Below are 13,514 nucleotides of genomic sequence, written 5' to 3'. Positions count from 1 at the left end.
TTGAGTCATAATGTCAAAACCTCATAACTGGGCAATTTTCAAATTGGAATGTAGAAAATCAACTAATGATGTTATTTCTCTATAATGTTCACATTGCATAACTATGAATGCTCTTATAAGAGCATGGTGGGAATATCCTTTAGGACCTAATTTAGATTGTATGAATTCAGGAATATCTGATAAATCAATATTATCAAATAGATTTTCATAAAAATTAATTATTGGTTGTACAGTGAATAAATCAATTATGTTTAATAATTCTTATCTTATCATTTGTAAACCTCCGTTTAGTAAAACTAATTAGTATGTCCATTAATATTAGTATTATCCAAACGGACATAGATAATTCAGGAAAATTTGAGTGATAAAGAAATCTTGGCTCTGTAGAGCCTTGATATATAAGGGCTAAGAATTATGCTTAACCCTATTATAATTATATTGGGGGGAAGATTTATATGTATGACAGTTTTGATTCTGACATATACTTTTTTTCAAGCGAGGTTACTTTTTTACTAGAGAAAAAAGATCTAAATGGTCTTATTGAACTTACAAAGAAAAAACACCAAGAAGAACTCAAAGAAAATATTGATATTCAGGTAAAAAGAGATGATCTAATGATGTGGAATATTGTTTTTGCGCGAGAAACAATAAGGAATGGCTCTTTAAAAAAATATCTTCATCCTGTATACAATAAGTATTATACAAGTATTAAATCATGTGATACATTACAAAAACTTCAGACTATAGAGTTGGACATGATTAACTCATATATCGATATACTCATAAATGGAATTGAACTAACTGATAATTTAATTATTAATAAAGTCATAGGTTATCTTCATGTTCATACTGAAAATCAGGTAAAACTTAAAGAAGTCGCAGATAGATTCAATATATCTGTGGGATATCTTTCAACAATATTCAAAAAAGTTACAGGTATGTCTGTTATGCAATACTTGAAAAGAATAAAAATAGAGAGAGCAAAAACTCTTCTCACTACTACTGATATGAGTCTTATAGAAATCTCTACACTTTTATGTTTTTGTAATCAAGGTAATTTTACAAAAACATTTAAACGTATAACAGGTATGACTCCAACGGAATATCGAAATACTAACCCATAAATACATATTCAATATGTTGTATAGTTATCAACAATATCCACAAGATATTGTTGATAACTATTTTTTATATCGAATATATATCTGAAAATTCAATGGCACATTTCTCAACACTATTGTTTAGAATACCTGTATTCACCATGTCTTTATCATAATTTTTGTATATAGGAATTGTAAAAATAAATTCACAGTTCTTTTTTTCATTAGTATTAAACCACAAATCTCCATCCTGAAGCTGTGCAAGGGATCTAGCAAGACACAGACCAAGGCCACTTCCTTCAGCATCCCTACTTAGCACTGAACCTAACCTGGTAAATTTCTCAAATATAAATTCAGCATACTTTTCATCAATAGTTTTTCCATCATTTTTTACAGATACAACGATATTTTTATTATCGTTGCTCCTCTTTACAGTTACGCTTATAAGATTATTGGAATCTGTATTTTTTACTGCATTTGACAAAAGGTTAAGCATGACTTTTTCAATACTATCATAATCGCACATGCTAATTATCTCCTCTTCCTTTGTATCAAATACTATTTTTCGTCTTCCTCCAAGATATTTAACCACTGTCATAGTAATATTCTCAATTATGCTCACTACATTGTATAGTTGTAAATTCAATTCATAATAGCCCTTATCTATATTTGTAATATCAAATAGATTATTAACCATCTTTAATAATCTATATGAATTGCTTATTATATAATTATTATATTTATTTATGCTATCCTTGTATGTATCCTTATTATCAGCAAGCGTTGTATTAATCATCTTTGAAGCTGCTAATAGTATATTTATAGGTGTCTTAAATTCATGTGACAAATTTGCAAGAAAATCTGTTTTTAAATTCTCAAAAGCAATTATTTTTTCCAACTCTAACTTTTTATCTATTTCTGATTTTAATTGATTTGTTAACATCCTGTTTTTAATAAGTAGTCCTATTTTATAAGTTGCAGATTCTATGAAGTCATTTTGTAAAACTGTAGGATATTTCTCTTCTGCATAGTACACATTTAATAGTCCAATAAGTTCATTTCCATATTTAATACTTATTGAATTTATATATCCGCTAGCATCTGCTTTGACCCTCGCAATATTTTCAATATTATTTCGTACATCATTAATTCTCAAAAATTCTCTATATTTATCATTTAAAAAGTCATATTCCATCTTATCATCTATCTTTATTTGCAAATGTGAAGGAAGTTGTTCTTCATCAAAGCATGTCTTTAAAAATAGCTTAAGTTTCTTCTCTTGTTTTTCATATATAAATATATTAATTCCTGTTGCTTTAAGATTATTTTGAAGTTCTTTTATTATCATTAATATTCTATCATTGTAATCATCAATTGCCCCTACTTTATTTTTTCTATTTTGTTCTAAGTTATCTGCTGCATTAAATATCTTATTTGAAATATTATTAAATTCATACTCAATACTATCATCTAACCTTTTATATAAAGTGGTATTCCTTGCTATTGCCATAATCCATCCTGTATATTCTCCATTTATATAAAACTTCTGTTTAAATGTCTCAAAATATAAACATTTATTTATTGATTTTATTTCTACCTTATCTTCAGATAAAATTGGTAAACCGCTTTCGCGTACCCTATTATCACTTGTTTCAAACTGATTTGCTATTTTTTCATTGCCAAAATCAAAATCAGTCTTTCCGATAAAAAACTCCTTTTTTACATTCAATACATCTGCAAATGCCTTATTTACATATCTATATACACCATTACCATCCTTTATCCAAATATAATATGGAATTAAGTCTAACGCTTTTTCAATATCTTTTAAATTATACTGATTATCCATTTATTTGTCCTCCCATAAAAATACACATTTGTGCATACACCCCATATATAATTATAGTTTTAAATTTTTCAGTTATCAATATGTAAATACATATATTTTTTTACATAATTAACCTAAATTCACATGGTTCTTGCTTACAACTCAAAACAAACACCCCTCCAGACAGCAAAAAATCTACTTATCTAGAGAGGTGTTAAATCTATACTTTCTTATTTAATTTTTATATTGTAATTATGCTCAAGCGGTCCACTTCCTTTTCCTAAATTAAGCCCAGCTTTAAGCGCTCCCGTTATATAACTTTTAGCATTTCTTATACTATCTTCAATAGAATAACCATCTGCTAGATTACATGCTATAGCTGAAGATAAAGTGCATCCTGTTCCATGAGTGTTTTCGTTATATATCTTCTCCTGCTTATACCATACTTCTTTTCCATCTATATATAAAAGGTCATCAGCCGTATTACTAAAATGTCCTCCTTTTATAAGAACTCCGCCTTTAATACTTGTAGCTATTTTTTTTGCTGCCCTAAGCATATCATCTTGTTCATTTATTTTAAATCCACAAAGTATTTCAGCTTCAGGAATATTAGGTGTTATAACAGTTCCCATTGGAAGAAGTTCATTTATTAATGTACTCATTGCTTCTTTTTCTAACAGCGGGCTTCCACTTGTTGCAACCATAACAGGATCAACGACAATACTTTCAGCATTGTACTTCTTAAGCTTTTCTACAATCACCTTTATTATCTTGCTACTCGATACCATTCCTATTTTTACTGCGTCTGGCCTAATATCATTAAAAATACAGTCAATCTGCTGACCTACAAATTCCGGCGTTGCTTCCTGTACACCATAAACGCCTGTTGTATTTTGAGCTGTAAGTGCTGTTATAGCACTCATAGCATACATCTTATGACATGTTATAGTTTTTATATCAGCTTGAATCCCAGCTCCACCGCTGCTGTCAGAACCAGCTATTGTTAATACCTTTTTAATCATAATATTTTCCCACCTTTTAATACTTTAGCTCGAAACTCCCAAAAGGAGTTTAATCCGATTCTCTGCTCTCTTAGTTCCGATCTCTTATCTAACAGATAGCGTCATTTCTTCTGATAATTTGCGCAAGTCTTCAGTTGCTTTTCTTATGTCTTTTTGTGCAAATAATGCTGAAATTACAGCTACTCCGTCAACTCCTGTACCTTTAAGTTCTAATATGTTATCGTGGCTTATACCTCCTATTGCAACTACTGGGATTGATACAGCATTACATATTTCACTTAGTGTTTCTGCTGACACATCACATGCATCAAGCTTAGTTGTTGTAGAAAAGACAGCTCCTACCCCTAAGTAATCTGCTCCTCTCTTTTCTGCCCTCACTGCTTCCTCAACAGTATGTGCAGAAACTCCAAGTATCTTATCTGGCCCAATTTTTGCTCTTACATCTCCTGCTTCCATGTCGCTTTGTCCAACATGAATGCCATCAGCATCACATTTTATAGCTGCATCTACATCATCATCAATGACAAATGGAACATTATACTTTCTGCACAAATCCTTAATAATAAATGCTTCCTTAAGCAGACTTGCTTGGTCCATATTCTTTTCTCTAAGCTGGATGAATGTTGCTCCTCCCTTTAGGCATTCCTCAACATCATGTTCTAAAGTCCTACCGGTAAGCCATTTTCTATCAGTAACTGCATATAGTTGCATATATTTTTTATCTAATTTCATATCTAGCACACTCCTCTAAAGTTTTGCCATCAAGATTATAAATTTCATCTATTATATAATTTCTATAAGTTGAGTTTCCGCCATGTTTCTTCTGAATCTTATCAAAAGCTCTTTCTCCACAAACTCCCATAGCACATATGCTGGCAGCAACAGCTTCAAGTGAATTGTCCTGATTAGCTGCAATGTAGGCAGCAGTCATAGCAGTAAGCATACATCCGCTTCCTGTTATCTTGCCCATCATTGTGTTTCCATTACGTAAAACGTAAGCCTTTTTGTCATCTGCAACTATGTCTATAACACCTGTTATAGCGATAATAGCTCCTGTCTTCTTTGCAAACTCCTTTGTAAACTTGATAACTGAATCAAGGTTTTCTTCAGTAACCTTATCAGCCACATCAGCATCAACGCCTTTAGTTGTGCCATTTCCCCTAGCAAGAGTCTTTATTTCTGAAATGTTTCCTCTTATTACTGTAAACTTAATTTCATCTATTAATTTCTGTGCAGTTTCTGTTCTAAGTTTTGAAGCTCCAGCTCCAACTGGATCAAGAATTATTGGATGATGAAGCTCATTTGCTTTCTTTCCTGCTAAGAACATTGAAGGTATTGTATTCTTGTTAAGTGTTCCTATGTTAATGTTAAGAGCACTGCATATTGAAGTAATATCTTCAACTTCTTCACTATCATCAGCCATTATTGGTGATGCGCCACATGCTAAAAGTATATTGGCACAGTCATTTACTGTCACATAATTTGTTATGTTATGTACTAACGGCGTATTCTTCCTTAAATTTTCTAATCTTTCACTAAACATCTTTTTCTCCTCCAAAAATTTTATTAATTATGATACATACTATTATTACTACAGCCATATCAGGCAGTGTATTGCCTACTAGTATATCTACTTTCATTAAGCATCTGTATAAAGCAAATCCAGCTGCCCATATAATTAAATTTTTAATAATAAATTGTTTTTCTATATAACTTTTCTTAATAACAAAGTAATCTGTAATCTGAATTGCAATCATAGGAGCAAATACAGATCCTATTAGGTATAAGAAATCTTCAAACTTTGTTATTGGTGTAAAAATAGCAAGTGCTGTTCCTATAACAGTTACGATTATTGCTGCTTTCTTTTCGTCAATCTTCTTTGAGATACTTACAGAACTTACTCCTGCAGAATATGCATCAAGAAAAGTAGTTGTAACTGTGGAAAATACGATTATCACAAGTGCTACAATACCAAGACCTGCACTTACCATGATTTTTGCAACATCACTTTCTCCAGTGAAGATTGCAGCTCCCATTCCTATGACATACATATAGCAACTTGCAAAAAAGTAAACTATTGCGCTCACAAACGCTGTCTTCTTTTTCCTTTCTGCAGTTCTTGTATAATCTGATATAAGTGGCAGCCATGAAAGCGGCATTGCTACTGCAAGTTCAACTGCAGCTCCAAAGCTGATACCATCTCCAGAAACAGGTTTTGCAACATTTCCTTTAAAAACTACTACGCTTAATACTATTGTCAGAATAAATAATCCAGTCATAGCTACTGCGTTGACTTTGTCAAGATTCTTTATCCCAATCATTATCCAGACGATTATAAGTGCTCCTATTATGACACTCCATATCCATTCATTGCTGATACTAAAAGCAGTCTGTGCAGCAATTGCACCATTAAAAATCATCACTGCAGTCCAACCCACAAGCTGCAAGACATTAAGAAATGAAAATAAAAATGATCCTTTCTGTCCAAATGACATCTTTACAGTTTCCATAGAGCTTCTTTCAGTCTCAGCTCCGATTACTCCTGCAAAATATAAAAGTATACATCCGATAAGATGTCCAATTATAATTGCTGCAAGTCCTTTAGTAAATCCTAATGGTGCAAGTAGTGTACCTGTCAATATTTCAGCTATTGATACAGCTGCTCCAAACCAAATAAGGCCGTTAGATAATACTGATGTTTTTTTCTCTTCCAAAATGAAATCCCCCATATTCTAAGTATTTTTTATAATGATAAGGAAATTCCGCAGGATCTTTTTACTTAATTAAGTGAATATTATTCTACTAAGACTCTATATAATAATTATTTAATTTAAAATCTAAATTTTAAATTACATATAAGTCTTAGTAGAATAAAAAATAGCAGCCAAAACCAAATAGGTCATGCTGCTATAAACATCACTTTTACTTATTCCTACGTTGGCATTATCCAAATCAGGTATAAGGGTCGAAACTCTAGTTTCCTCTCAGCCTGTTCACATACAAGCTCCCCTGTTAATATTAACTTTTCTTTTTTTAAAATAACATAGTTTTACTTTTATGTCAATTTAATTTATGTAAATGTTTTATTGTATATTTACATGTGATAATAATACGAATAATAAACAACGCTATAAATACAATTAAATACTCTAACTTCGTTAAATCATTATATTTTTGTATGAAAAAAAGACTCCGGAAACTCCGAAGTCTTTAGCTTGGTACGACAGGAGGGATTCGAACCCCCGACCTACTGGTTCGTAGCCAGCCACTCTATCCAACTGAGCTACTATCGCATATTCTTTTACCATCAATATGATATCATACTTATTTTAATAAATCAACGTATACATTAACTTAATTTAAAAGAGTTATTACAATTATATTTTAAATGTCCTTAACTATTAGTTATTTATTAAATTAGTTATCACTACCATATATCATGCTATTTATAGTATAGTTTATACCATTTAACAAATACTATATTATAAATTGACTTTAGGAGGTTAAATATATGAAAAATTTGAAAGGAACAAAAACTGCTGAATGTCTTGCTAGAGCTTTTGCAGGTGAATCTCAGGCAAGAAACAGATATACTTTTTTCTATGAAATAGCAACTCAGCAAAAACAGGATTATATTGCTCATGTCTTTGATGAAACTGCAAAAAATGAAAAAGCTCATGCTAAAGTATTTTATGATTTTCTTATTAAAGGACTTGGTTCATGTGACATACATGTAGATGCTCATTATCCAATAGAACTTGGCACAATAGAAGAAAACTTAAAAGCTGCAGCCGACGGAGAACATGACGAGTGGAGTTCCGCTTATAAGGAATTCTCTGAAATAGCTGCCTCAGAAGGCTTTCCTGAAATTTCAACAGCTTTTAAAAATATAGCCTCAATAGAAAAAACTCATGAAGAAAGATTTTTAGATGTATATGACAAAATGAAGAGCAGTACACTTTTTACTTCAGATACACCAAAGCTGTGGAAGTGTAGAAACTGTGGCTACATATTAGAATCAAAATCAGCGCCAGCTGTGTGTCCAGTCTGCAAGTACCCACAAGGCTTTTACGAAGTACACTCTCAAGATAACTAAAAAACGGCTTAATAAGCCGTTTTTTAGTTATCTAATTTATAATTTAAAATGTATAATATATAATTCAGGACAAATCAGCCTGCTGATTTTTTCATTCTAATGGAGGCTCGAGCCTATAAATAATTTTGTGTAAAGTGAATAAAAACAACTTCTTCTTGTCAATAATTAAGATAACAAATTATTACAGAAGGAGTTGTTTTTTATGTCAAATTTGTCGAAGGATTTATTAAGAGAATACATTAAAGAGCAGGATTTTAAGAGTGCAGATGATATTTTAGCTGGTTTAAAAGATATGTTTAAGGATGTTTTACAGGAAGCATTAGAAGCAGAAATGGATGAAGCATTAGGCTATCAGAAGTCTGATTCCACTGAAAAAGGAACAACAAATAGAAGAAATGGCTATTCTAAAAAGACCGTAAAAACTGAATTAGGCCCAGTACAAATTGATGTCCCTAGAGATAGAAACGGTGAATTTGAACCTCAGATAATTCCTAAACATCAACGTACCGTTGATGGAATCGAAGATAAAATATTAAAGCTATATGCAACTGGCATGACAACAAGAGATATCTCTGAACAGGTAAAAGAACTTTACGGAGTTGATATTAGCGCAGATACAGTATCCAACATTACTAACAGAATTCTTCCGTTAGTTTACGACTGGCAGAATAGACCCTTAGAAAAAACTTATGCTTTTATGTTTATGGATGCTATTCATTACAAAGTAAGAGAAGATAAACAAATTGTAAAGAAGGCTGCTTATGTTGTTATTGGAGTTAATATGGATGGGCAGAAAGAAGTTTTAGGTATATGGATAGGTGTAAATGAAAGCAGTAAATTCTGGCTATCAGTATTAAATGATCTTAAGAATAGAGGCGTTCAAAATGTACTTATATTCTGTGTAGATGGCCTTAAAGGCTTTAAGGAAGCCATAGAAGCTGCTTATCCATCATCAAAGATACAAACTTGTATAATACATCAAATAAGAAATAGTATGAAATATATTCCGTACAAAGATCGTAAGGCTTTCGCCGCCGACCTTAAGACAGTATATGCTGCTGTAAATGAGGAAACTGCTATGAATAATTTGATAGATATGAAAGAACAATGGTCTGGTAAATATCCAAATGCAATTAAGAGCTGGGAGGATAATTGGGATACTATAAGTACTTTCTTTGCATTTCCTGATTATATAAGAAAGATAATTTATACTACTAACGCTATAGAAAGTCTTAACAGTCAATTTAGAAAAGTAACAAAGACAAAGCTAATCTTTCCGACTGATGAAAGTCTTTTGAAAATGCTATACCTAGCCGTTCAACGCATTTCGAAGAAATGGACCAGAAACTATCCTGATTGGGATTTAGTTGTAAATCAACTTAACATACTTTATGCTGATGTTCTCAAAAAAGAAGCATAAAAAAAGTTTTACTGCGAGTTAAGCAATAAAGCTTCAATAAATGTTCCTTAACTGCATATTATAACCACTTTATGGAGATAATATGCAGTATAGAATTAACAAATATACTACAGAATATCACAAAATATTCTATATTATTACATTATATTTTTAACTAGTGATATCTTAATATTTCAAGAAGAAATAGTAAATACACAAATTATTTTACAGCCTCAAGATTAAAAAATGTGTGTACTTTATTGACATAGGTTCAAAAGAGAAGATATGCACCTTTCCTTTTACTAGTAATTTAATCTATAAATATTATATTTAAGACTATTATTTTTACTTTGTTGTCTATACCATATTGACAACAGTTTCTCATCTAGTAAAGTCTTAATCATTTGTTTAACTATTTCTTGAACAACTCCAAGCTCTTTTGCCAGATTATTTTGATTTATCTGAAATGAGCTACCTATTAAAACTTATTCATTTTCTCGAAAGTTTATACTAGATTTCTTGTGCTATTTAAGTTTATAGTATTTTATTAATTTTATGGTTTTATCAAGTGCATCATTTGAATCAACTAATAAGTCTGGTTCAAAACCTTTGCCTTCAAAATCAATTCCAAACGGAGTCATATACAGTATGGTTCCAATATAAACATTTATTGATGAGTTTGATAGTTTATAATATTTGGGATCACCGCTTAGTAATGCACCCTTAGTATTTGTTCCTACTAACACAATGTTATCTATATTTGAAAGTGATTCGATAAATTTTTCTGAAGCTGATGCTGTAGCATTATCCATTAATATAAAAAGAATATTTTTATTTTTTACTATTTTAGATTTATGTCCAGGAAATTCCTTAAATAATTCATCATAAGACGTCTGATTTAGGGATTTTATCAAAGACGAATGAAGCTCCATGGTTGCTCCCCTAGAATAAATATTCTGCTTATCATTAAGAACTCCAAAATAATTAATTATCCATTGCTGGGCAATATCGTCATATCCACCTGTATTACCACGCAAATCTAAAATAGCAACAGGAGAACTTTTAATTTGTGAAGCAGAATCAATAAAATCGTTTAGGTCAGTTTCCGATTGAGACACATTATAAAACCTTGAAAGTTTTACTATAGGAATGCCTGATTGCTCTGTATATTCATATGAAGTGTTATAATTAGCAGTAAAAAATTTCAAGCTTAAATCTATGGTTTCACTTGTTTCCTGTCCATTTTTAGATTTTAACGTTATTTTACGTGAAAGTTTCATATCGTTAGTAAAGTCATTCATTATAGCAATATTATATATTATATTACCTTTCTTACCTATGGTTTTATGAATAAAGTCAGAGGTTTTATTGTTTCCGTCCATTGACTGTATATAGTATCTTTTTAAATGTTTAATTTCATAGTAGCCAGTTGAATCTTTATATATAGGCTCATCATAAATATAATAATATTTACCTTTAAAGCTTGGACGATTATTTTTATCAAGAATATCAAAATGTTGATCATTAATAAAAGATAAATTAGAAACAAGAATATTTCTGAAATTATCAACTGTAAATGATTTATCTTTTGGCAAGGAAGAAAGCACTTTTTCTTTTACATCATTAAATTTTGAATCTCCTCCGTAATATCCATATGCACTATAACCATATTTGAATAAATTAAAAAGCCTATCTGTATCTTTTTTTGCTTTATCATATGTTAGCAGCTTATTTTCATCGTATTCATCAGAATTACTTTTAATGATATTATTGTCAAAGGAATTTTGAAATTGATTTGCATAAACGCTTATGTCATCTAGTTCTTTCTCCGTAAAAGGTAATTTATCATCTTTTAACCAATTTTGGTATTCAGGTTTTAAGTTAGTGGTTGTATTTCTTACATCTGATTTAGAGTTATTCACATCACTTATAAATGAGTTAAAATCTTTTGTATTTTGTTTGCTTTTTGTTTTTAGTGATTTAGTAATTAAAATAGCTGTAGTAATAACTGTTATAACCCCAATTACAGCTAATATTCTAGAATTTTTTTTATTAATCATAAATATACATTCTCCTAATATTTATAATAGTTAAAAATAATTTACTTTACTAAAATGTTAACATATTATATAAAAAAATCAATATATGTTAAAAATTAATATAAAATTATTTTATATTAAAGTATTGACTTTATTTTTTAATATACCAATATATTCATTGTGAGGTAAATTTGCTTTAATATGTAAAAAGTAGGGAATGTTATGGCGGACGTAATAAATAAAAAGACTAATTTTGTCTGGAATACTAAGCCAATTACTGCTCAATATGGTATATCAGTTTCTAAACCTGATAGTGCTGTCAAAATTGGTGACGGTAGTGGTTATGGACAAGGCGGTTATGGCAATATACCTAGTTGCATGCCAACTTGTAATAATTGCAGTGCATGCTGTCTTTCTGGAAGCAGTAACTTAGTTCAAGATATTGAAGAAATCATACTTTAATAGTTACTATTCTATGAGAAACTGAACAATAAATTTTATTTCACAAATTCAGTATATATGAAAATATATACTGAATTTACTAGTTTAGGAGGGTTTAAATGTATAATTTATATCCATTTATAATTACTAATTATGAAGATACAAGTATTTTACAGAATTCATTTACGACAATAATACTAAAAGATAGAGAACTAATTAAGTTCTTAAATTGGATAGATATCAACGAAGTTTATGAAGTATCAAATGAAGAAATTGAGTCCCTTTTAGGAAAAAAGCATGAAGAAATACTAGATTTTATGATAAACAATAAAATAATACACGAATGCATTAAACCTAAGTTGGCATTTAAAGACATTATAGTAATATCAAATGATAAGCTATTTTTAGATAATATGCAGTATATTTCTCAGGGCATTGAATCTAAGTTAAAATCTATATTTTTTGATAAAAATTTAGATAATATAGAAATAAAGAAAGATAATTTATATCTTGTTTTTTTAAATCCATTTAATATCACATTGTATACTAATATTTCTGATATTTTACATAATAAAAATGTAATTTATAGAATTGCTTTTTATTACAATAATTATATTTTTGTATCAAATTACCATAAAAAAGAGTGGGTAAACCCATGCCCAATTTGTTTTTATCATAATGTTGAGTCTAGTTTAAAAGCTAAATATAATTCTATGGGTACAACTTCTTTTCAATCTATTCTTGATATTATTTATAAGAGACATCCAGATTTTAATGTTGAAAATAAGTTTACTAACTACAGTATAAAAGGTCTTGTTAATTTACTATTAGATCAAATAGATATTAAAAATAATGCTGTTATCAATAATGTCTATAGCATTGATTTTATAAATAATATAGTTTCAGTTGATGAGGCTATGCATTGGGAGTTATGTGATTGTTATGAATAGAAAATTTTTTTGCCAAATGCCATATAATGAATTAATTAAAAATCCAATAGAAGACGTTCTAAAATTTTATCAAACTACTGTTAAGATTAACGAATTTTTAGATACAAAAAAAAATGAATCAAATAATATTATAAACGAATATTGGGAACTGCCAGATGGGTATTTAAAATCTTATAAATTTAATGAATTTCCAGAAAATTTCAAGTTAATATTAGAAAATTTCAAACTATTTTTATGTGAAAAAGATGACATATATTTTTGTCCTATTTTTATATTTAAAGATATAACTAATATTGAAAATGGTATATATAGTCTAGACTTTATGTCTAATACTGCTTATAAGTTTAAGGAAATAGATTCCACTCTTGAAGAAACTATGTATCTAAAGTGTACTTATAATATGGGAATAGTGTATTTTCTTAAATTGGAATATTCAATTGGTAAAGAACTTCAACAAGGATTTATAGATGGTCTTTTACAAATTGGTGGAATTTATGATAGAGTCCAAAATTGTCTCGATAAAAGTTCTTTTACTTCAGAAAGCATAACCGTACCACAACAACAATTCACAAAGATGGTTGGAGTATCTTGTAGGGAACAACTGCTTATTGCAAATCAAATGATAAAGGAGAAATAATA

12 protein-coding genes, 1 tRNA gene and 1 riboswitch are annotated in these 13,514 nt (G+C 29.7%); of the genes, 6 read left to right on the top strand and 7 right to left on the bottom strand.

Going from position 1 to position 13,514, the window contains the following annotated elements:
• The first annotated feature begins 455 nt into the window (after positions 1–455).
• Positions 456–1,124 (top strand): helix-turn-helix domain-containing protein, encoded by a 669-nt coding sequence (locus tag FYJ33_RS11590; protein ID WP_154531890.1) that lies wholly within the window; start codon positions 456–458, stop codon positions 1,122–1,124.
• A gap of 64 nt (positions 1,125–1,188) precedes the next feature.
• Here the strand turns inward: FYJ33_RS11590 and FYJ33_RS11585 are convergent, their stop codons facing one another.
• The 6 genes from FYJ33_RS11585 to FYJ33_RS11560 all read right to left on the bottom strand — a co-directional run bounded on the left by FYJ33_RS11585 (position 1,189) and on the right by FYJ33_RS11560 (position 7,243).
• Positions 1,189–2,949: a sensor histidine kinase gene (locus FYJ33_RS11585; RefSeq protein ID WP_154531889.1), complete on the bottom strand. Its 1,761-nt coding sequence runs from the start codon at positions 2,947–2,949 to the stop codon at positions 1,189–1,191.
• A gap of 209 nt (positions 2,950–3,158) precedes the next feature.
• Positions 3,159–3,950: a bifunctional hydroxymethylpyrimidine kinase/phosphomethylpyrimidine kinase gene (gene thiD, locus FYJ33_RS11580; protein ID WP_154531888.1), complete on the bottom strand. Its 792-nt coding sequence runs from the start codon at positions 3,948–3,950 to the stop codon at positions 3,159–3,161.
• A gap of 84 nt (positions 3,951–4,034) precedes the next feature.
• Complete coding sequence (thiE, locus tag FYJ33_RS11575) at positions 4,035–4,682, bottom strand: thiamine phosphate synthase (RefSeq protein WP_154531887.1); 648 nt, start codon at positions 4,680–4,682, stop codon at positions 4,035–4,037.
• Positions 4,669–5,493: a hydroxyethylthiazole kinase gene (gene thiM, locus FYJ33_RS11570; RefSeq protein ID WP_154531886.1), complete on the bottom strand. Its 825-nt coding sequence runs from the start codon at positions 5,491–5,493 to the stop codon at positions 4,669–4,671. The genes thiE and thiM overlap by 14 nt, the downstream gene beginning before the upstream one ends.
• Positions 5,486–6,664, bottom strand: a complete 1,179-nt coding sequence (cytX, locus tag FYJ33_RS11565) for a putative hydroxymethylpyrimidine transporter CytX (protein WP_154531885.1) — start codon at positions 6,662–6,664, stop codon at positions 5,486–5,488. The genes thiM and cytX overlap by 8 nt, the downstream gene beginning before the upstream one ends.
• 196 nt (positions 6,665–6,860) lie before the next feature.
• Positions 6,861–6,971, bottom strand: a riboswitch (TPP riboswitch).
• Between the two features lie 195 nt (positions 6,972–7,166).
• Positions 7,167–7,243, bottom strand: a tRNA-Arg gene (locus tag FYJ33_RS11560).
• Positions 7,244–7,461: 218 nt separating this feature from the next.
• On the opposite strand from FYJ33_RS11560, the gene rbr reads away from it, so the two are divergent.
• Both rbr and FYJ33_RS11550 read left to right on the top strand, forming a co-directional pair.
• Positions 7,462–8,046 carry a rubrerythrin gene (rbr, locus tag FYJ33_RS11555; RefSeq protein WP_154531884.1) on the top strand — a complete coding sequence of 195 codons (585 nt, stop codon included), beginning with the start codon at positions 7,462–7,464 and terminating at the stop codon, positions 8,044–8,046.
• Between the two features lie 202 nt (positions 8,047–8,248).
• Positions 8,249–9,466 (top strand): IS256 family transposase, encoded by a 1,218-nt coding sequence (locus FYJ33_RS11550; RefSeq protein WP_154531883.1) that lies wholly within the window; start codon positions 8,249–8,251, stop codon positions 9,464–9,466.
• A 503-nt stretch (positions 9,467–9,969) separates the two neighbouring features.
• On the opposite strand, the gene FYJ33_RS11545 is transcribed toward FYJ33_RS11550, so the two are convergent.
• Positions 9,970–11,505 carry a S41 family peptidase gene (locus FYJ33_RS11545; RefSeq protein WP_154531882.1) on the bottom strand — a complete coding sequence of 512 codons (1,536 nt, stop codon included), beginning with the start codon at positions 11,503–11,505 and terminating at the stop codon, positions 9,970–9,972.
• Between the two features lie 201 nt (positions 11,506–11,706).
• Between FYJ33_RS11545 and FYJ33_RS11540 the strand changes: the two genes are divergently transcribed.
• From FYJ33_RS11540 to FYJ33_RS11530, 3 genes are all read left to right on the top strand, one after another.
• A complete protein-coding gene (locus FYJ33_RS11540; protein WP_154531881.1) occupies positions 11,707–11,946 on the top strand; it encodes a hypothetical protein in 240 nt (79 codons plus the stop codon).
• 98 nt (positions 11,947–12,044) lie between these two features.
• Entirely contained in the window at positions 12,045–12,875 is an 831-nt protein-coding gene (locus FYJ33_RS11535) for an McbB family protein (RefSeq protein ID WP_154531880.1), read from the top strand.
• Entirely contained in the window at positions 12,868–13,512 is a 645-nt protein-coding gene (locus FYJ33_RS11530) for a hypothetical protein (RefSeq protein WP_154531879.1), read from the top strand. Before FYJ33_RS11535 ends, FYJ33_RS11530 begins: the two co-directional genes overlap by 8 nt.
• Positions 13,513–13,514 lie beyond the last annotated feature (2 nt).

The sequence above is a fragment of the Inconstantimicrobium porci genome (genome assembly GCF_009696465.1).
GTDB classification, from domain to species: Bacteria; Bacillota; Clostridia; order Clostridiales; family Clostridiaceae; genus Inconstantimicrobium; species Inconstantimicrobium porci.
Note: the sequence above shows the minus strand (reverse complement) of the source record. Positions and strands in the feature narration are given on the sequence as shown.